The sequence below is a fragment of the Nocardiopsis oceanisediminis genome (genome assembly GCF_048595525.1).
Taxonomy (GTDB): Bacteria; Actinomycetota; Actinomycetes; order Streptosporangiales; family Streptosporangiaceae; genus Nocardiopsis_A; species Nocardiopsis_A oceanisediminis.
In genome coordinates, this window is record NZ_JAFMZJ010000001.1 from 208,486 (window position 1) to 228,567 (window position 20,082).

Annotated in this window: 18 protein-coding genes and 1 tRNA gene; 13 read left to right on the forward strand and 6 right to left on the reverse strand. The window is 73.0% G+C overall.

The window, feature by feature from the left end:
- Positions 1–18 precede the first annotated feature (18 nt).
- From J0910_RS01250 to J0910_RS01300, 11 genes are all read left to right on the forward strand, one after another.
- Positions 19–390 (forward strand): BlaI/MecI/CopY family transcriptional regulator, encoded by a 372-nt coding sequence (locus J0910_RS01250; protein ID WP_017595903.1) that lies wholly within the window; start codon positions 19–21, stop codon positions 388–390.
- Entirely contained in the window at positions 387–1,265 is an 879-nt protein-coding gene (locus J0910_RS01255; protein WP_420156664.1) for a M56 family metallopeptidase, read from the forward strand. The genes J0910_RS01250 and J0910_RS01255 overlap by 4 nt, the downstream gene beginning before the upstream one ends.
- Before the next feature lie 110 nt (positions 1,266–1,375).
- Complete coding sequence (locus J0910_RS01260) at positions 1,376–1,801, forward strand: DUF6153 family protein (RefSeq protein ID WP_420156665.1); 426 nt, start codon at positions 1,376–1,378, stop codon at positions 1,799–1,801.
- Positions 1,802–1,869: 68 nt separating this feature from the next.
- The gene (locus J0910_RS01265; protein ID WP_420156666.1) at positions 1,870–3,381 is read left to right on the forward strand and encodes a multicopper oxidase family protein; all 1,512 of its coding nucleotides are present in this window, start codon (positions 1,870–1,872) and stop codon (positions 3,379–3,381) included.
- 448 nt (positions 3,382–3,829) lie between these two features.
- Positions 3,830–5,086 carry an MFS transporter gene (locus J0910_RS01270; protein ID WP_420156667.1) on the forward strand — a complete coding sequence of 419 codons (1,257 nt, stop codon included), beginning with the start codon at positions 3,830–3,832 and terminating at the stop codon, positions 5,084–5,086.
- Between the two features lie 765 nt (positions 5,087–5,851).
- Entirely contained in the window at positions 5,852–6,190 is a 339-nt protein-coding gene (locus tag J0910_RS01275; RefSeq protein WP_420156668.1) for a helix-turn-helix domain-containing protein, read from the forward strand.
- A 17-nt stretch (positions 6,191–6,207) separates the two neighbouring features.
- A complete protein-coding gene (locus J0910_RS01280) occupies positions 6,208–7,077 on the forward strand; it encodes an ImmA/IrrE family metallo-endopeptidase (protein WP_420156669.1) in 870 nt (289 codons plus the stop codon).
- Positions 7,074–7,688 carry a PIN domain-containing protein gene (locus J0910_RS01285; RefSeq protein WP_420156670.1) on the forward strand — a complete coding sequence of 205 codons (615 nt, stop codon included), beginning with the start codon at positions 7,074–7,076 and terminating at the stop codon, positions 7,686–7,688. Before J0910_RS01280 ends, J0910_RS01285 begins: the two co-directional genes overlap by 4 nt.
- 1,266 nt (positions 7,689–8,954) lie before the next feature.
- The gene (locus J0910_RS01290) at positions 8,955–9,407 is read left to right on the forward strand and encodes a hypothetical protein (protein WP_420156671.1); all 453 of its coding nucleotides are present in this window, start codon (positions 8,955–8,957) and stop codon (positions 9,405–9,407) included.
- Between the two features lie 267 nt (positions 9,408–9,674).
- Positions 9,675–10,190, forward strand: a complete 516-nt coding sequence (locus tag J0910_RS01295) for a hypothetical protein (protein WP_420156672.1) — start codon at positions 9,675–9,677, stop codon at positions 10,188–10,190.
- 88 nt (positions 10,191–10,278) lie between these two features.
- Complete coding sequence (locus tag J0910_RS01300) at positions 10,279–10,458, forward strand: hypothetical protein (RefSeq protein WP_420161857.1); 180 nt, start codon at positions 10,279–10,281, stop codon at positions 10,456–10,458.
- Between the two features lie 347 nt (positions 10,459–10,805).
- On the opposite strand, the gene J0910_RS01305 is transcribed toward J0910_RS01300, so the two are convergent.
- Positions 10,806–10,878, reverse strand: a tRNA-Arg gene (locus J0910_RS01305).
- Between the two features lie 245 nt (positions 10,879–11,123).
- Between J0910_RS01305 and J0910_RS01310 the strand changes: the two genes are divergently transcribed.
- On the forward strand, positions 11,124–12,044 hold the full coding sequence (locus J0910_RS01310) for an ATP-binding cassette domain-containing protein (RefSeq protein WP_420156673.1): 921 nt from the start codon (positions 11,124–11,126) through the stop codon (positions 12,042–12,044).
- On the forward strand, positions 12,044–12,850 hold the full coding sequence (locus J0910_RS01315) for an ABC transporter permease (protein ID WP_420156674.1): 807 nt from the start codon (positions 12,044–12,046) through the stop codon (positions 12,848–12,850). Before J0910_RS01310 ends, J0910_RS01315 begins: the two co-directional genes overlap by 1 nt.
- Before the next feature lie 447 nt (positions 12,851–13,297).
- Here the strand turns inward: J0910_RS01315 and J0910_RS01320 are convergent, their stop codons facing one another.
- The 5 genes from J0910_RS01320 to J0910_RS01340 form a co-directional block, all read right to left on the reverse strand.
- The gene (locus J0910_RS01320) at positions 13,298–14,590 is read right to left on the reverse strand and encodes an alpha/beta hydrolase family protein (protein WP_420156675.1); all 1,293 of its coding nucleotides are present in this window, start codon (positions 14,588–14,590) and stop codon (positions 13,298–13,300) included.
- 89 nt (positions 14,591–14,679) lie between these two features.
- Complete coding sequence (locus tag J0910_RS01325; RefSeq protein ID WP_420161858.1) at positions 14,680–15,366, reverse strand: response regulator; 687 nt, start codon at positions 15,364–15,366, stop codon at positions 14,680–14,682.
- A gap of 630 nt (positions 15,367–15,996) precedes the next feature.
- Entirely contained in the window at positions 15,997–17,637 is a 1,641-nt protein-coding gene (locus J0910_RS01330) for a sensor histidine kinase (RefSeq protein WP_420156676.1), read from the reverse strand.
- A 57-nt stretch (positions 17,638–17,694) separates the two neighbouring features.
- Entirely contained in the window at positions 17,695–18,564 is an 870-nt protein-coding gene (locus J0910_RS01335; protein WP_420156677.1) for an AraC family transcriptional regulator, read from the reverse strand.
- 165 nt (positions 18,565–18,729) lie between these two features.
- Positions 18,730–19,986, reverse strand: a complete 1,257-nt coding sequence (locus J0910_RS01340) for an aspartate aminotransferase family protein (RefSeq protein ID WP_420156678.1) — start codon at positions 19,984–19,986, stop codon at positions 18,730–18,732.
- Between the last annotated feature and the right edge of the window lie 96 nt (positions 19,987–20,082).

Consider the following 20,082-nt stretch of genomic DNA (forward strand, 5'->3'; position numbering starts at 1 on the left):
GGAATTCTTGAGGATTCGATGTCACGGAGACGGCTCGGACAGCTGGAGGCCGAGGTTCTGGCGGTGCTGGCGGGGACCGACGGGTTCCTGTCCACCGGCGAGCTGCGCGAGAGGCTGGACGGCGACCCCGCCTACACCACGGTCAACACCGTCCTGTTCCGCCTGCTCGACAAGGGGATGGTCGAGCGGTCCCAGCGCGGCCGCGCCTTCGTGTACCGCCTCGTCGTCGACGAGTCCGGCCTCGCCGCGGAGCGCATGTTCGGCCACCTGCGCCTGGCCAGCGACCCCTCGGACGTGCTGAACCAGTTCGTGCACGGCCTCAGCGCGGAGGAGGCCGCCGCCCTCCGCTCGGTCCTCAACGACCACGGAGAGCGGGCGGAAGAGCCATGACCTGGTTCTCCTTCCTCCCGGCCGCCGTGCTGACGGTGCTGGCGCTGGCCCTGGGCCGCCGCCCGCTCCCGCTCCATCCCGCCTGGTCGGCCCGGCTGCTGGCGGTCGTGTCCGCCGCGGCCGCGCTGACCGTGCTGAGCACCTCCGCCCTGGTGGCCTCCGCCTTCATCGCAGGCCTCCTCCCCGCCGAGGCGGTCGCGGGCACGGAGAAGGGCCGGCTGCTGCTGGACCACGGCCCCGTACCGGCGCACATCGGGGCGGCCGCCCTGGTGCTGATCGCCGTGGCGCTGGCGTCCACCGCGCGCCTCGCCGGGCGCTGGTGGCGCGGTGCCCGCGAGGTCCGGCGGCACGGCACCGGCGTCACCGACCACGAGCACCCCGTGGCCATGGCCGTCCCCGGGCGCCGCGGCGGCGTCCTCGTCTCCAAAGGGCTGCTGCGCGCGCTCCCCCGGGAGCAGCTGCAGGTCGTCTTCCGGCACGAGCAGGCCCATCTGCGGCACCGGCACCACCTCTACGCGGCCGCCGGCGCGCTGGCCGCGGCCGTCTTCCCGCCCCTGGCCCCGGCCCGGCGGTCGCTCCGGTTCGCGCTGGAGCGCTGGGCCGACGAGGAGGCGGCGGCGAAGACCGGGGACCGCGTGCTGGTCGCCCGGACCATCGCCCGGGTCGCCCTGGCCGCGCCGGGGCCCAACCCGACCTGGCACCCGGCGCTGGCCGACTTCCAGGTCGTGCGGCGGGTGGAGGCCCTGCTGGGGGATGCCCCCTCGGCGAACCCGGTCGCGGGCCCCGCGCTGCTCGGCGGCACCGGGGTGGCCTCCGGCGGTGTGGCCTCCACCTGCATCCAGCTGCACCACATCTCATTCCTGCTGCTCCTGTGACCTGTTCCACGGCGGAACCGGGGGCGGGATCCCCGCGGATGAGGCAGGCTGGGAACGACACCTGTAGTAGGGCGGGCGGAGCCCCGCGGCGCGGAGGAAGGCGGGGAGCGATGCCGGCGACCGGGACGGGCCCGCGAGCGCCCCGGCGCGCCGCCGGGCGGTCCGCGGCCGTGCTCGCGGCCGTGCTGCTCGCGATCCTCGCGCTCACCGCCCACCACGGCATGGTGCACTGGGCCGCGTCGGCGGCGCCCGCCGGAACCGCCGCGGCGGCCGAGGCCCCGGGTTCCGGCCACGGCGGCGCCCACCCCGGCACCGACCGGTCCGACTCCGGCCACTCCCCCTCCGACCAGGCCGATTGCGGGCAGGCGGCGGGGAAGTGCCAGAGCGCCAAGGTCGTCGTCGACGTCGCGCTGCCGCCCCGGGCCCGGCTGGTCCTGCCGTACGCGGCGCCCGCCCCGCCCACCGCCTCCCGCACCGCGCGCACCGCCGCGCCTTCACCGCCCGACCTGGCGGAACTGTCGATCCTGCGGATCTAATACCCGGCGCTCGAACACCGCCGATTCCGATCCGCAACCCCCCTTTCCAAGCGAAGGACAGTTCAGCCATGCCCGAAATCAACCGCCGCTCGTTCATCGGCGGAGGGATCGCCCTCTCCGGTCTCGGCCTGCTCGCCGCCTGCGGGCGGAGCGGCGCCTCCTCCGGCGGCCTGGTCAAGCCCACGGACGCCATCGTCGACGCGGTCGAGAAGGAGCGCGCCGGCACCGGCAAGGTCCGGAAGTTCACCCTGCGCGCCGCCGAGACCGAGTTCGACCTCGGCGGCCGCACGGTCCGGACCTGGGGATACGGGGACGAGCTCCCCGGCAAGGAGCTGCGCCTCACCGCCGGGGACACGCTCGAGGCCACCCTGGAGAACCGGCTCCCGGAGGAGAGCTCCGTGCACTGGCACGGCCTGGCCATGCGCAACGACATGGACGGGGTCCCGCACGTCACCCAGGACCCGGTGCAGGCCGGCAAGGACTTCACCTACCGGTTCATCGTGGACACACCGGGCACGCACTGGTTCCACCCGCACACCGGCACCCAGATCGACCGGGGCCTGTACGCGCCGATCATCGTGGACGACCCGCGCGAGCCGCTCTCCTACGACGAGGAGTGGACGGTGATGCTCGACGACTGGCTGGACGGGGTCGACGGCACCCCCGACGACGTGCTCAAGGATGTGCGCGGCGGGATGGACCACGGCGCGCACGGCATGGGGGGCGGCGGCCCGATGCGGATGGGCGCCATGCTCATGGGCGCCACCAGCGACCTGCTGGGCGGCGACGCCGGGGACGTCTTCTACCCGATGCACCTGATCAACGGGCGCCCCGCCGCCGATCCGCGGACCTACTCCGCCAAGCCCGGCACGCGGGTGCGGATCCGCCTGGTCAACGCCGGGGGCGACACCGCCTACCGCGTCGCGCTGGGCGGGCACCGGATGACGGTCACGCACACCGACGGCTACCCGGTCGAGCACCGGGAGGTCGACGCGGTGCTGCTCGGCATGGGCGAGCGCTACGACGTGCTGGTGACCCTGGACGACGGCGTCTTCCCGCTGGTCGCGCTGGCCGAGGGCAAGGACGAGACGGCGCTGGCGGTGGTGCGCACCGGCTCGGGGAGGGCCCCGGGCGAGAAGGTCCGCCCGGACGAGCTCGACGGCGAGGTCGTGCACTCCACCGAGCTGACCGCGGACCCCTCGGTCCGCCTGGAGAAGCGGAAGCCGGAGGTCCGGCACGAGGTCGAGCTGACCGGGGGCATGGCCGCCTACGACTGGGCGATCAACGGCCGCCGGTTCGACCACGCCAAGCCGACCGAGGGCGCGTTCACGGTGGAGCAGGGCCAGCGGGTCCGGGTGGTCTTCACCAACTCCACCGGGATGTGGCACCCGATGCACCTGCACGGCCACACGTTCCAGGTCGGTTCCACGGGGCCGCGCAAGGACACGCTGATCGTGCTGCCCGGCGAGACCGCGGAAGTGGACTTCGACGCCGACAACCCGGGCCGGTGGCTCGTGCACTGCCACAACATCTACCACGGCGAGGCCGGGATGATGGGCCTGGTCGCCTACACCTCCTGACCCGCCGGGGCGGCGCCGGACCGGCCCCTCTCCCCCCGGCGCCGCCCCCTCTCGACTGCGCGGAGTCCCCGCCCCCTCTTTGCCGTGCTTATCGATTCTCGATAGATCCACGTCGCGGTCCGATCGCAGGAGAGCCATGGGAAGGCCGACGCCGCTCACCCGGCCATGGAAGGCCACGGCCCCGCGCGGCCCCTGATCACCCCGCCTCCCGCAGCGCTCCCGCGCGAACCGCCCCGCCGGTCGTCGTTGAGGACCCGAAAACAGGAACTCCCCGGAAATCCACAGCGCAACGGCCCCGATGACTCCATGAACGGACCCCAGAAAAACGAAGAACCACTCCTCATTTCCATTTATTTCCTCCGCCCCCATCGCTACCTGGGGCGGGTGAGAGCGAGCCCCGCTCCCGCTAAGCTCCGAGAGCAGCGGTCGCCGACCTCCCGGAGGGTTCGTGGAAGACGCGTCCAGAACCGCTCCGGCCGGGCGGGAGCGGCCCGGCGGGCTGCTCTTCCGCAATCGTGATTACACCGGATGGTGGATCGGCGACACATTCGCCGATTTCGGTACGGCGCTCTCCCTTGTCGCTTATCCGCTGCTGGTGCTCGCGGTCACCGGTTCGGTGGCGGGCGCCGGGACCGTCCAGGCCGCCGCCATCGTCGGCAGCCTGGCGACGATGCTGTTCGGCGGCGCCTGCGCCGACCGCTCCTCCCGGCGGGCCCTCATGATCACCGGACCGATCGTGCAGTCCGCGGCGGTGGGCACCGTCGTGGCCGCCGTCATGGCGGACCAGGTCGCCCTCGGCCACCTCGCCGCGGTCGGGTTCGTCCAGGGCCTGGCCAACGGGATGACCCAGGGCGCGCAGCTCGCCGCACTCCGCCGCCTGGTGCCGGCCGAGCAGATGCCGACCGCGTGGGGCCAGTACGAGGCCCGGACCATGACGATCAGGCTGGTCGGCCCGGCGCTCGGCGGCCTCCTGTTCGGCCTCGCGCGCTGGGCGCCGTTCCTCATCGAGGCCGTGGCGTTCCTGGGCAGCGTGATCGGCACGGCGCTCATCCGGCGCCCGCTCGGCCCGGACCCCGGCGGGGCCGCTCCCCGCGAACCGGTCCTCGCGAGCATCGGCGCCGGCCTGAGGTTCATCCGCGGCAACGCCTACCTGCGCTTCTCCGCGCTGTGGGTCTCCCTGGTCGCCGCCTGCCACACCGGCCTGGTGCTGCTGGTGATCGTGCTGGTCGACGGCCGCGGCGGCAGTGCCGCCCTGGTGGGCGCGGTGAGTTCCGCGGGCGCGATCGGCGGGCTCGCCGGAGCGCTGCTGTCGAACCGGATCGCCGGGCGCGTCCCCGGGCGGCGGCTGGTCATCGCGGTGTCCTGGCTGATCGTGGCGGTGGCCCTGGCCCTGGGCTCCGTCCCCGGCACGTGGACGGCCGGCGCGCTCCTCGCCGTGCTGATGTTCCTCAACTCGCCGCTCAACGTGGTCCTCGCCGCCCACGAGATGAGGATCGTCCCGGATGAGCTGATGGGCCGGGTGCAGAGCGCGATGAGCGTCGCGGCGCTGTCCCTCCAATGGCTCGGCCCCCTCACCGCGGGCCTGCTGGCCTCGGCCTTCGGCCCCACCGCGGCCACGGCCGTCTTCGCCTGCGCGGCGGCCGTGCTCGCGGTCGCCACCCACCTCTCCCGAGGCCTGCGCTCCCTCGACGCTCCCACCCGGTGACCGAAACCACCCGGCGAGAGGCGTCCCCGGAGCCGCCCCTGCGGGGGAAGCGCCCCTTGGAAACAATCAAGCCCTGACCTGTCACTCCAGGTCAGGGCTTAACTGTCGCTGTCTCAAGGCGGCGCACTCGGGAGGACTCGAACCCCCATCCTTCTGATCTGTAGTCCGATTGACCCCATTACGCCTTCTTGCGGGGCGTTGTGGATGGCGCTGTCCTGTTGTGCATCTTCCCAGGCCACGAGAGCATCATCTTCTGCTTGGTATCAACGGGCGCCAGGCAGTGCCCAGAACTCTGCCCCCGTCGCCGCCCCCGCTAGAGGAACCTGCGGTGCCTCTGCCATGACGCAATCAGATGGTCGGCACGCCTGGCTGGACATCTTTCACCCCTAGCCTCAGCGACGGCGCCGGAGCCTTCGCCGGCCAGGGGTCTATGCACGCCTGCAGAAAGTCTGCTCACGGGAACACTGGTGAACGATGAACATCCCCTCGGCCGAGGAGCCCTCTTCGGAGGCAGGCCTGCGCGCTGTCGAAGCGGCTCGGAGGGGACCCACCTCTGACCTTGTGGGAGAAGGCCCTCCTCGAGGGGCTGCTCCCTGGTCCCGGCATGGAAGGTCGCCGCGGGTCGGAGTGAGCTGTCCTGACTGCGCCCTCTGTCCTCTGGCGAGATGTATCCGGCTGTTCGGACTGTGGTGTCGCGCGAAGCGTACGGCTATACTTGAATCAGATTGACAGACACTGATTCAAGCTGGTGGCGAGGTGATGGCGATGGCAGTGTCGGATGTCGGCGTACGCATCGAACGCGCCCGTGCTGCAGCGGGCCTGAGCCAGCGCGCCCTCGCTGACGCCACGGGGATCTCTCAGTCCACCCTGTCGCGGATCATCTCCGGGGACCGGGCGGCGAAGATGCCGGAACTCGTAGCGATCGCGTGGGAGACCGGGCATACGGTCGCCCAGCTCACCGGGAACGGGGCCGTGTCCGAGCGCGTGGAGTGCGCGGCTCGGGCGACTAATGGCTCAGACATGGACGCCATGCGCCAGGCGCTGCTGGACTTCCTGGAACTGGACGCTTACCTGGACGACCAGGCCATTCCCGCCACGGTCTGAAACGGAGCCGGAGAACTGTGAGCGCTGAAGCCGAAGGCCGTGCTGCCGGCGAACGGTTCCGCCAGGAACAGAGCCTGGGCGTGCAGCCATTGGGCGACCTCGTGGCGATCATCGAGCAGGCCACAGGCATCGACGTGGCCGTACTCGAAGCGGACCAGGACCAGCACGGCATGATGATGCGGGACCCCCAACGCGACGCCGTGTTCATCGGCGTCGCGTGCACCCGCCATCCGATGCGGCAACGCAGCACGCTGGCCCATGAACTCGGCCATGTCCTTTTCGCTGACGTCAAGGACGGCTCGGCAGGCGCTTGGAGCCACCGTTCCGCCGAAGAGATCCGAGCCGACGCGTTCGCCCGGCACCTGCTCATCCCGATCGAGGGCCTGCGTGAGTTCCTCGGAGAACGGGGGCCGCTGACCCAGGCCGAGCTCTCCGAGGTCGTCCAGCGGTTCCTGGTCTCACCTAAGATCGCCGCGATCGCACTGTGCCAGGCGGGGTACATCGATGACGCCACCAAGCAGGAGTGGCGGACGCTCACCGCGCCGCGGTTGGCCACGCGGTTCGGCTGGAGTGACCAGTACCGCGCCCTGCAGGATGATTCCGCCCGGCGCAGAGCGCCGCAACGGCTCCTCGCTCGAGCGATCAGCGCCTACGCCGAAGGCGTATTGTCCGTGCAAGCCATCGCCACCCTTCGGGGCATCACCCGGCAGGAGGCGGAAACGGAGCTGCGGGAGGCCGGCGTAGTGCCGGCCGAACACCCGGTGGCATGGGCCGAACCCGCCGATTTGCCGGACGCGGACGTGGACCTCGCGGCCTTGGACGAGGCCCTCGGGGCACCCGACCACGACACTGATCCCTCTGACGTGAAGACGAGCGGGAACGGATGAGCCACCGGCCGATCATCGACGCCGGTCCCGGCCTGAACTTCCTCTCGGTCAACCAGGAGCGCCTCCTCATCTGTGTCCTGGGCAAGCTGAGTGCTCCGGAGACCGTGCAGAGCGAGGTGTTCAACAAGTCCCGGCGGGATGAGCGCTTTCGAGCCGCCGAGCACCTCTGGCGGAAGTTGACCCCGAACTGGATGCGGATCCTGTCCGACGACCAGACCCCCGAACTCGCGGCCGTCGTCCAGCGCATCACCCTCCAACCCATGGCCGAACGGCTGAAACGCCCCAAAGACCTGGGCGAGATCATGGTCATCGCGCACGCGGTCGTCGCCGCTGAAACAGGCGAGGAAGTCACCGTGCTCATCGACGACGGGCAAGGAGCGCGGACCGCGACCTCGGAGATCAGACGCCTTGAACGACTCCGCCGCAGCGGTCGTCCGGTGGGGGCGATCACCCTGGTCAGCACGGTGACCATCTTGGAGCGGGCCGCACAGGAGCAATACGTCGAGAGCAAAGCGGACATGCGCCGTCTCTACCAACGGCTGCGTGACCTGGATGACGGGCTGCCGCCGATCGAGTCGACCGGATTGCTGTCGCCCGGCCTCTGGTCCTGAACGATCACGGTGGTCTTCCCCGACCACATGCTGCTCGGCAGGGAGACCGTCGAGTGGATCGACTCCCTGCGCGAACTTGGTCCGACGGACGGCCGGCGCATCGGCCTGGCCCTGCTGCGATCAGGGGGCGCTCACGAACCCGCGCTACCAGGCCGCCACAGGGGTTGAGTCCTGCGTCGCGACGAGCGAGCTGCAGGGCCTGGTGGCTCGCGAGCTCGCGATACGGGAAGGAGCACGGGGGTCATCGCACTACCGTCCGCACCTATTTTAGTGACTTATGGAAACAATATATTTCACACACGAACCATTGCGGGAATCAAATCTCCGGTCGACTATTTTTCCGAAACCGTTTTTCCTGATTCGGATACAGTCAGGTGATCTCAGCGAGTTTGCTTTTCAAGTTTGCGCAGGACCAGGGCGGCTTTGGTGAGGTCGCCGATCTTCGAGGGGGCTCTTGGTGATGCGACGCAGAGGCCTCCAGCGTCCGGTCGGCAGGGCCATCGCGCGCTCCCCGAGGCCTCGCATAGCGCGTAGCAGGTCGGCGGCCTTGTCGTCGGTGCTGAAGCGCTCGGGATCCACGTCCCCGGGGCGTTTGACAGGGATGTGCACGCCGGTGCCGGCGCCTTCATGGCCCGGGTCGGCCAGGTCGGTGCCCGCAGGCGGGGTGGGCAGCCACTGCTGTCCGACCACAGCGGTCAGGGCCTGGCGCAGGCTGCGAGACTTGCCGGCGGCTGAGTCGCCTACCGCCAGTATCGGGTGGGCTGTGGGGGCGTCCGGCTGGTAGCGGTAGTTGCAGTGGACAATTCGCCGCCGCCCGGACTCCTCTGGTGACCAGTCGGAGGCGCCGGCATTCACGGTCTCTTGGGTGCGGCGCCAGGTCTCCTCTGTCTCCTCTTCGGATGCAGCAAGGGCGCTTGCCCTGCCCGAGCAGGGGCCGGAGGAGGCCACCGGCGATCCACCGGTCGATGTGCGTACGGTGAGTCAACGGCGCCGGTGACCCCATGTTCGGTGTATCAGCGACGGTGCGCGCCTGGACGGTCGTCCTCTTCTCCGAACTCCCATCCCATTGGACTCTTGGCGGCCCATACGTACGCCGCTGGTGAAACATGCGAACCCCGTTTTTTCGAGAACTTCTTGATCGTGCTGCTATGGGCAAGAGGTCGAGGTGTCCGGTTGCGGACAAGGCGTCGACCGGTGGAGGTGTTATTGTCGGCATCTGAACGAAAAATTTCCTCCAGGGATTGAAGATCGAGAAAGTAGGAGAATGTGAAGATCCGACTTGCCGTCATGGCGTCTGCAGTGGTGCTCACAACAGCACTCACCGGCACTCCTGCCTCTGCGGCAATCATCCCGTGCACGCAAAATAATGTCGACCCGCCTTGGGGGCCCGTGTGCGATCGCCGTCCCACCGACGGAGATGCGGGGGGAGTCAGTGGATCGGTTAGGGTCGAATATTTAAGGAATACCAAATACCATGCTTCGATTCGATTCGAAGCCAAAGGTGAGCATATTTACTTCAACAACAACACTACAACCGGGGCGACCCTGGCACTTTACATGCGGGATGATCTCGGGAGTTGGCGTCCTTATTATAAATATGCACTTGAAGCCGGGGGCTCTGAATATGTCAACGCCAAACTGGGGGAAGATCGTGCGGTCAGGCTTCAGGTGGAAGTTCACGGCCGTGGAACTGCCTGGCTGTCCACGCTCCGCACCTAGGAGCTCTATGCTGATCTTTAATTAGATGGTTGAAGCGAGTGGGTAGGGACCGAGTCCGACTGAGGCGATCTCAGCGACTTCTGATATGGGATGAAAGACCGCACAGCACGCGGACCAGATGAACCGGCGGATATCGCCGTTCCCCGGACACAGTCGTGGAGCCCCGGGTAGAAGGCGAGGTGCCGAATCCCTGCCGGGCTACCGTGAAAGGCTCCACGCGGCCGCCCATGATGCCATCCTCGACGTCCCCGGGGAACTCGTCCTCGAGTGATCCTTGACGGCAAGCTCTTCGAATCCGACCGCTGCTCCCAGCGCAGGCCCGGCGACAACGGGGTCGACCTCTGGTGCAGCGGCCACAAGAGGCGCCACGGGGCGAACATCCGATTCATCGCCGGCGCCGACGGCGAACCCCTGTGGACGGGCGACTCCGAGCCCGGATCGGTCTCCGATGTCACCGCCGCCCGCCTGTACGTTCCGCCCCTGCTGCGCGAGGCCGCGAAACAGGGCCCCATCATCCTGGCCGACCAGGGTCATGAAGGCGCCGGCACCGGCGTGCACATCCCTGTCAAACGCCCGGGGACGTGGATCCCGAGCGCTTCAGCACCGACGACAAGGCCGCCGACCTGCTGCTACGCGCTATGCGAGGCCTCGGGGAGCGCGCGATGGCCCTGCCGACCGGACGCTGGAGGCCTCTGCGTCGCATCACCAAGAGCCCCCTCGAAGATCGGCGGCCTCACCAAAGCCGCCCTGGTCCTGCGCAAACTTGAAAAGCAAACTCGCTGAGATCACCTGAGTGGCCAGGAGGCTTCGACGACTTCCCTGAGAGATCGCCGCCTACCTCAAGCGCCCCGCCACCATCGGAGACACCCTGATACGTCTCTTCAAGTTCGCCGGCCATGAGGTCATCCGTCAGAACCACCTTGGCGGTTGGCCCCGCCATACTCATCGAACACCTGGCGGACGAAGGCCAATCCCACCAGGACTCCTCTATCGTCGACCTCGCCAGGGGCCGGACGCCGCTCTCGAGTCAAGCGGATTCGAGCTCGCGTGATGCCACCGGGTCCCATGTGGCTCCGCAGGTTCCGGGCTGAGGGCGTCATCGCGGTGAGGAAAGAAAGTTGCCTGTACTGCGTCGTCCTAGCCGCGGTTCCGGTGAGGAGCGTCTGGAGCGAAGGCGAGGCCGGTGGTGCATGAAGGAGAACGCGCAGGCGAGGCGGCCAAAACGGGTTCCTGGCCTGTCCGCGCCCGATCGGGTGTGCGGAGTCGCAGGTCAGGGAGTGAGGAGTTGACACCCTGTTCGCACCCACGGGCCGGAGGACGCCCGCATGGCCTTGGGAGACAACCGAGCCCTGACCTGTCACTCCAGGTCAGGGCTCGATCATCGCTGTCTCAAGGCGGCGCACTCGGGAGGACTCGAACCCCCAACCTTCTGATCCGTAGTCAGATGCTCTATCCATTGAGCTACGAGTGCAGATTCTTCTGTTGTCGTCCCCCGGGCGACTTCCCGTCTCCCTGAGGACGAGTAAGACTCTACCACGGTGCGGAGCGGGTTCTGACCGGTTTATCGGGGTGAGCCGGGCCATGCCCGTCGGGCGGTGCGGGCGGGGGCGCTATGCACTCCGGCATAGCGGGACGGGTCCGGAGAGGCGATGTGCCGGGCCGGGGCGCGGGCCTAGCTTCTGGGGCGGAACATCCCAGGACGAGGACGGAGCCGGTGTGCTCACGGTACGCGGATTGACGAAGAGCTATGGCGGGGTGACGGCCGTCGACGGGCTGACCTTCGAGGTGCAGCCCGGGGCGGTGACCGGGTTCCTCGGCCCGAACGGGTCGGGGAAGTCGACGACGATGCGGGTGCTGCTCGGGCTGGACCGGCCCACGGCCGGCGAGGCGCTGGTGAACGGGGTCCGGTACGCCGACCTTCCCCGGCCGGCGCGGGAGGTCGGGGCGCTGCTCGACGGAGGGGCGGCGCACCCCGGGCGGAGCGCCCGCGCCCACCTGCTGGCGCTCGCCCGGGGAAGCGGGATGCCGCGGCGGCGGGTCGCGGAAGTGCTGGAGGAGGTCGGGCTGGCCGGGGCCGCCGGCCGCCGGGTCGGCGGGTTCTCGCTCGGGATGCGGCAGCGGCTGGGCATCGCCGCCGCACTCCTCGGCGACCCCGGGATCCTCCTCTTCGACGAGCCGGTCAACGGGCTGGACATGGACGGGGTGCTCTGGGTGCGCCGCCTGGTCCGCGCCCTCGCCGACGAGGGCCGGACGGTCTTCGTCTCCAGCCACCTGATGAGCGAGATGCAGCTGGTCGCCGACCGGCTCGTGGTGGTGGCGGGCGGCCGGCTGGTCGCCGACGCGCCGCTGTCCGAGCTGGTCGCGGCATGGACGCGCAGCCGGGTCCTGGTGCGCACCCCCGACCCCGGGCGGCTGGCCGAGCGGTTGCGCCGGGACGGGGCCGGGGTCGAACCCGCCGACGGCGGGCTGGTGGTGCACGGGGCGGCGGCCGAGGCGGTCGGGGACGCCGCGCACGAGGCCGGGGTGCGCCTGCACGGCCTCCACCGGGAGGAGGCCTCGCTGGAGCAGGCCTACCTCGAACTCACCGGCGCCGGTGTGGAGTACGCCGCCGGGCGCGGCGGGCAGGAGGAGGGGTGATGGCGGCGGTGCAGCGCATCCGGACGGCCCGGGGCGAGTTCGCCCGGGCCGCGGCCATGGAGTGGACCAGGCTGGCCTCCCTCCGCGCCACCTGGTGGTGCCTGGGCATCGGCGCCGCGGCCATGGCCGTGTTCGCGGTCCTGATGGGGGTCTCCGCGGCGGACCGGCTCGCCGACGACCCGGCCTCCGCGAGCGGGTTCTCCTACGCCCGGCTCACCTCGCAGGGCGTCTTCTACCTGCTGCAGTTCGTCGTCCTCACCCTGGCCGCGCTGATCGCCACCGGCGAGTACGGCAGCGGCGGGAGCGCCGCCGCGCTGCTGGCGGTCCCGCGCCGCGGCCGGCTGCTGGCCGCGCGCACCGCGGTCACCGCCGGGTTCGCGTTCGCCATGGGCACGGCGGTGACCGCGCTCGGCATCGGGGCGCTGCGGCTGGTGCTCGGCGGCGGGGTGCCGCTGGATCCGGGGTACGCGGTCCGCACGGTGCTCGGTGCGGGCGCGTGCATGGCGCTGTTCGCGGCGATGGCGGTCGGGCTCGGCACCGCGCTGCGCGGCACCGCGGCGACCATCGGGACGGGGCTGCTGCTCCTGCTGGGGATACCGATGGTGCTCCAGCTCAGCGGGACGGAGTGGCTCGGCGACCTCGCCGCGGCCTTCCCCGGCTTCGCCGGCATCGAGCTCTACGCCTCCGGCGACGCCGGCTTCTACACCGCGCCGCACGACGGCCCGGTGAACGCGTTCACCGTGCTCGGCTGGGCGGCCGCCGCCCTGATCGCCGGGTACGCGGAGCTGCGCGCCCGGGACGCCTGACCGGGGAGGGGGAGGGCGCGCTCCGGCGGTGCGCTCTGGAACGCACCGCCGGAGCGCGTGCTCCCCGCATCGGCCCGGGGGAGGCGTCGGGGCCCTCGGAGGGACCGCGATCGCCCGGCCGGCGGGCGGGTGCCGGCGCCGGTGCCGCACGCACGCGCGGCGGCGGAAGCGGAGGCGCCCTGCCGCCGGTTCGCGCGCAGACCGGTGGCCCGGCCCACCCGGCGAGGCGCGCGGCGGGCCCTCGTCCGTTCCGGCGGAGAGCCGGGCCCGCACCCGCGAGCGCCAGATCGGCGCTCCGGACTCCGGAAGGCGCCGCACCGGACGGCGGCGGGCGAACCGGAACGGGACGGCGAGACGGCAGGCCGCCGCCCTGCCGCCTCGCCGTCCTGCCGCCTCCGGCGGGGACCGCCGCCCGCACCGCCCCGTCGGGCGGCCCGGGGCGGCCGGTCAGTCGATGAACGACACGTCCGGGTGGTCCGGCGAGGGGCCGTCCAGCAGGGGCCGCTCCTCGCCGCGCAGGTGCTCGTCGAAGAAGGCGGTGAGGTAGGCGCGCTGCGCGGCGACGCTGCGCCCCGCGTCGACGGTGCCGATCGACGCCTCGACGGTCTGCCTCCACACCGGGCCGCCGGTCCAGCCGGCGGCCTCGACCTGCGGGACGTACCACTGGGTGTCGATGAAGCCCATGTGCTCCCCCTTCGCCAGATGGAGTTCGAGCACCTCGCCGGCGGAGGCGTCCCGGAACATCCGCCAGTCGGGGCTGTACTCGCTGGTGTGCGGGTGGCCGCGGCCGCCCGAGGTCCCGGCGCCGAAGAGCAGGAACGGCCGGTCGGCGCCGCGCAGGGTGGACTCCGCCCACTCCTCGTCGCCGACGTGGTAGGCGAGGCTGCCGTCCAGATCGGCCCCGGCGTCGATGCGGTCGTCGGCGAGCATCGCCTCGGCCGCGGTCAGCCCGCCCGCGGAGTGGCCGAACATGCCGACCGAGGAGAGGTCCAGCGCCGCGCCGAGCCCGTCGGGCAGCGGGTCGCCGCCGGCGGCGGGATCTCCCCCGGCGGCCGCCTCCTCCAGGGCGTCCAGCACCAGGCCGGCGTCGGCCACCCGGACCCCGGTCGCCTCCCGGTACATCTCCGCGGTGTCCATCCCGCCGGGGACGGAGTCCCGGAGCACCCGGCCGTCGGGCAGCTCCACCGCGGAGGACTCGTAGGGGTGGTCCATGGCCGCCACCGCGTACCCCCGGCCGGCCAGCTCCTCCAGCTGGGCGGTGGCCTGGTGCCGGGTCTGGTTGAAGCCGTGCGAGTAGAGCAGCACCGGCATCGGGCCGGCGCCGGGGGCGGGGTCCGCGCCGATCGCGGCGTTCACCCGCGACCCGGCGAAGTCGATCGCCTCGCGGGACAGCCCCGCCTGCTCCAGCTCGCCGTCGAGGACGCCCTCCACCGCTTCGGGCACGTAGCGGGCCCGCTCGCCGCCGCCCTCCGCGGCCGGGTACCAGAGGGTGACCATGAGGTCCCGCCGCTCGGCCCCCTCCACCCAGGGGTGGCCGCGCCCCTCGTCGACCAGGTGCAGCCGGACCTGGCCGACCGCGTAGGGGCCGGCCGGTTCGGGCGGGGCGAGGCGGACCGGTTCGGGGTCGGTCGCCGCGGCGATCGCCGCCGGGGCGGAGCAGCAGGCGGCCAGCACGGCCGCGGCCGCCGCGTAGCAGCGGACCCGCAGCCGGCGGGGGGAGGGCTCTCTGTTCTTCTGCATGCCCGGATCCTCGCCGCCGGGCGGTGCCGGGCGCATGACCCGGCGGTCTGCGGCCGGCTACCCCGATCGGCATAGCGGCGCCGGGCGGCTCAGCCGGAGGGCGGGAACGGGTCTCCGGCGACCAGGCCCGCCTCGTAGGCGAGCACCGCGGCCTGCACCCGGTTGCCCAGGTCGAGCCGGGTGAGGATGGACCCGACGTGCACCTTGACCGTCCCCGGGGCGATGCCCAGCCGGTCGGCGATGGCGCTGTTGGACAGCCCTTCCCCGAGCAGGGCCAGCACGTCGCGCTCGCGGGCCGACAGCGGCGCGGTCCTCTCCCGGGCGGCCGCGCCGCGCGACATCCGCCCCTCGGCGCCGGTGCCGCGCAGCTCGGTGATGATCCGCCGCGCGACCTCGGGGGACAGGTAGGCGCCGCCCTCGGCCACCCCGCGCAACCCGGCGATCAGGTCGTTCGGGTCGCCGGTCTTGAGCACGAAGCCGCGGGCGCCGCCGCCCAGCGCCCGGGCGATGTAGGCGTCCTCACCGAAGGTGGTCAGGATGACCACCGCGGTCCCGGGGAGCTCCGCGGTGATCGCCTCGGTGGCGGCCAGCCCGTCGGTACCGGGCATCTGCACGTCCAGCAGGGCGATGTCGGGGCGGTGCCGGCGGACCTGGTCGACGGCCTGCGCGCCGTCGGCGGCCTCGCCGACGACCTCGATCCCGGGGGCCGCGGACAGGATGGCGCGCATGCCCGCGCGCAGCATCCGCTCGTCGTCGGCGAGCACCACCCGGATCACCGGGCCCGCGCCGCTCCGCTGCTCTTCCGCCCGCTCGGCCACCGGCCCAGCCTACCGGCGGAGCCCCGGCGGGAGCGGAGCGCGCACCCGGGGAGGGGCCCTGGCCGGCAGGGCGGTGGTGCCGGTCCGCCGGACGGCGCCGGGGATGCGGCCGCGGCCGGGCGGGCGCGCAGCGGCCCGAAGGCGCCCCGAAGCCGGCGGGTGCGGCGGTCGGATGCGCTCTGGCGGCACAGGCGCGGGAAGCGGCGGCCCCGGCCTGCGGGGGGCCGCGGCGGCGCCGGCTCTGGGCGCGAGGAAGGCCCGCCGCCCTCCCCATCGCTCCGGATGTCCGCCGCGCCAAGCCGCGCGACACGCCTCAGAGACTGGTGGGTGTGCGGCCGGTCGCCCGGAGCGCCCGGCAGCGGACCCGCCCCGTTGATCTTGGCGCTGCGGGGGTATCAGGGCGCCCTGATACCCCCGCAGCGCCAAGATCAACGGGGAAGTGGGGCGGCGGCGCACGGCCCAGCGGCCGCGGCGACGTCGAGTCCCCGATCCCCGCCGATGCCGGCGGCAGGCCGGTCACGGCGGGGGCCCTGCGGCGCCTCCGAGCGCGCGGCGCGAAGCGGCCCCGCCCCCCGGACCGGGACGGGGTCATTCCCGCCGCGCGATGACGTCCTTGGCCGCCAGGCGGCCGTCGGCGAAGCAGAGCCGGTAGACCGGCGGCAGGCCGCTCTCGGCGGAGACCAGGTAGTAGGCGCAGGCGGAGCCGGACGGGGCGGGCGGCTCGCCGGGGAGGGGGCCGGGGTCGTAGTCGAACACCGGCAGCACCCGCTCGACGGAGCCCCGGTCGTCGCCGACGCGCAGCCGCTCGTAGTCCGCGCGCGCCAGCACGGTGTGCGTGCTGACGCCCCACAGCAGCAGGAAGCCCAGGGCGGCGACGGCGGCGCCCAGGCCCAGCGGCAGTGCGACCGCGGCCGCCAGCCGGCGCCGGGCGCCGGCGCGGATCAGGGCGCGGTACCGCGCCGCCCCGGTCGCCCCGCCGGGCTCCCCCGCCGGTGGCTCCCCGGGCTCCGCGGAGTCGGGGATCCGCGCCCGGACGGCGAAGCCGCCGCCCCGCTCCGGTCCGGCCCGGAAGGAGCCGCCCATCCCCTCGGCGAGGGCGCGCAGCCCGGCCAGGCCGGAGCCGGTGCCCGCGGCGGCGGGGCCGGCGGCCCCGCCGGGCGGGCCGCCGTCGGAGACCCGGACCTCGGTCGCGCCGCCCTCCCGGACCACCCGCACCCGGACCCGCGCGCCGGGGGCGTACCGGGCGGCGTTGGTCAGCGCCTCCTGCACCACCCGGTGCACGGCGCGGCCGGCGGGCCCGGCGGGGACGTCCGGCCCCTCGCGGACCAGCCGCACCGCCATCCCGGCCCCGGCGCAGCGGGAGACCAGCGCGGCGACGTCCTCCTCCCCCTCCTCGGCGCCCGGCCCGGAGGGTTCGCGGCCGTCCTCGCGCAGCACCCCGATGATCTCGCGCAGCCGCAGGGCGGCCCGGTGCGCGGAGGCGCGGAGGCCGGCCGCCGCGCTCCGCCGCTCCTCGGCTCCGGGGCCGGTCCCGGCCGTCATCTCCAGCGCGGCGGCGCCCACTCCGAGCAGGGCGAGTTCGTGCCCGAGCGAGTCGTGCATCTCGGTGGCGATGCGCGCCCGCTCGCGCAGCCGGGCGCGGTCCCGGTCGGCTTCGCGGGCGCGCTCCAGCCGCTCGGCCAGCTCCCATCCGGCGGCGCGCAGCTCCGCCTGGCGCCGGCGGAACCGGCCCAGCAGCCACGGCGCCAGCACGGCGGCGAGCACCGCGATCAGGCCGGCGGCCCAGTCGGTGAGCCCGGTCAGCGCGGCCCGCAGGTCGCCGCCGCGCACCCACACCGCGGCGTAGACCGCCAGCATCGCCAGCGGCACCCCGGCGGCGAGCGCGACCGCCGGCGCGGTGCGCTCGGAGCGCCGCCCGGCCTCGAAGGCCAGCAGCGCGCACGGGAGGGCGTAGGCGATCGGGAAGGACTCCGCGAAGCCGAGGACGGCCGCGGCGCTCGCCGCCGTACCGGGCGCGGCCGCCGCCCACACCGCGGCGAACGGGTGCGCCCGGCGGATCCCGAACGCGGCCGCCAGCAGCGCGGCCGCGGCGGCGGTCTCGGGCCGCGGGTCGGCGCGGAGCCCGCCCAGCTCCGCGGCCAGGAGGCCGGTGCACGCGGCCCAGAGCACCGCGTCGACCGCCCGTGCCCGCCACGGCACCGCGCGGCCGCCCGCTCCCTGCCCGTCCATGCCGCCAGCCTAGGGGCCCGCCCGGCGCCGGGCGGGGCGGCGGTCGGGGCGGCGGGGCTACCCGCCGGTCCTCTCCACCGGCATCCACACCTCGCCGGTGGCCAGGTCCCCCTCGTACTCGGCCTTCACCATGGACGGGCCGCGCCGGATCCGGTAGGCGGGGTTGGACGGGAACCACTCCGCGTAGGCGTACACCCAGATCCGCTGGATCTCCTCGGGGAAGCGGGCCCGGTCGAACCGGAAGGCGACCCAGGGGCCCGCCGGGACGTCCAGGGCCTCCATGCCCGCGGGGACCTCGGCGGCCGACGTGGCGGCCGCCTGGTAGTAGTCGATGTCGCTGCCCTCGCGCTGGTCGGGGTCGTGGGTGACGGTGACCGCCAGGCCGCCGCGGGGCTCCTGGTCGGACAGCTCCTCGATCCGCTCGTGCACGGAGTCGCCGAGGCCCTTGACGAAGTCGACCATGGGCCGGTTGACGCCCTCGTAGATCAGCGGGACCCGCGCCCTGGGGCCGATGAGGCGGAACGCGTCCTTCTCGATGATGCGGTAGCGCATGGCGGTGTTCCCTTCGACGGTGAGGTGGAAGGTCAGCCGCGACTGGGAGTTGAGCGCGGCGCCCGTCCGGCGGGCCTCGCCCGGACCGACCCCGTGCATGGCGCGGAACGCCCGGCCGAAGGCCTCGGCCGACCCGTAGCCGTAGCGGACCGCGATGTCGAGCAGGGTGTCCCTGCCCCCGATCACCTCGGCCCCGGCCAGGGTCAGCCGGCGCCGGCGCACGTACTCCGCGAGCGGCATCCCGGCCAGCGTCGAGAACATCCGCCGGAAGTGGTGCTCGGAGGTGAGCGCGGCGCGCGCCATGGCGGCCGCGTCCACCGGCCCGCCCGGGTCCCTCTCGACCTGTTCGAGCGCCTCGTTCAACCGGTCCAGCATCGCTGCCTCCCTCGTTCACCGCCCACGTTAGGAACGGCGCCCCCGCCCCGACCCGACAGCCGCGGTTCGGCTCCGATCAGGTCGGCGCGGGCATGCGGGGACGGCCGGACCATGGTCGCGGTCCGGCCGTCCTCACGGGCGTGCGGGGAGCGGTTCCCCGGCGGCTCAGGCCCCCGCCTCCTCCAGCGCCCCGGACCAGATGGACAGCGCCTGGTCGACCTGGTCGGCGTCGACGATCAGCGGCGGGATCATCCGCACCACGTTGCCGTAGGGGCCGCAGGTCAGCAGGAGCAGCCCGGCGTCGACCGCGGCCTTGTGCGCGCGGGCGGCGGTGTCGGCGTCCGGGGTGCCGTCCGGGGCGGTGAACTCGGTGGCGGCCATCAGGCCCAGGCCGCGGACGTCGGCGGCGCGCTGGTGCTTCTCGGCCGCCTTGGCCAGGCCGGTGAGGAGCCGCTCGCCCATCCGGGCGGCGTTGTCCACCAGGCCCTCCTCCTGGATGACGTCGAGGGTGGCCAGGGCGGCGGCGCAGGAGACCGCGTTGCCGCCGTAGGTGCCGCCCTGCGAGCCGGGCCAGGCCTTCTCCATCAGCGCGTGCGGCGCGGCGATGGCCGACAGCGGGAAGCCGCTGGCCAGGCCCTTCGCGGTGATGACGATGTCCGGGCGGACGCCGGCGTGGTCGATGCCCCAGAACCGGCCGGTGCGGCCGAACCCGGTCTGCACCTCGTCGGCGACGAGCAGGATGCCGTGGGCGTCGGCGCGCTCCCGCAGCCCGGCCAGGAAGGACGGCGGGACCGGCACGTACCCGCCCTCGCCGAGCACCGGCTCGATGAAGAAGGCCGCGGTGTCCTTGGGCGAGGAGACCGAGGCCAGCAGCAGGTCCAGCTCGCGCAGGGCGAAGGCGGAGGCCTCCTCCTCGGTCATGCCGAGCCGGTAGGCGTAGGGGAAGGGGGCGACCGCGACGCCCGGCATCAGCGGCCCGATCCCGGCCCGGATCTTCACCCCGGAGGTGGTCAGCGAGGCGGCGCCCATGGTGCGGCCGTGGAAGGAGCCCTGGAAGACGATCGCGTTCTGCCGGCCGGTGGCCTGCCGGGCCAGCCGCAGCGCGGCCTCGACCGCCTCGCTGCCGGAGTTGACGTAGAAGAGCCGGTCCAGCCCCTCGGGCAGCACCTCGCCCAGCCGCTCGGTGAGTCGGAGCAGCGGGCGGTGCATCACCGTGGTGTACTGCCCGTGGACCAGGGTGGCGACCTGCCGCTGCGCGGCCTCCACCACCTTGGGGTGGCAGTGGCCGGTGCTGGTGACGCCGATCCCGGCGGTGAAGTCGAGGTAGCGCCGGCCGTCCTCGTCGTAGAGGTGGGCGCCCTCGCCCCGGGCGGCGGTGACCGGAGTTGCCTGCTTCAGTACGGGGGAAAGCTCGGCGGTCATGCGCAGGACCTCTTCCGTAGGATTGTTGACAATCGACGGCGCTATGGAATCATCCGCCTGGGGCGCTGTCCAGGGCGCCCGCCCGTGTCCCGCCCG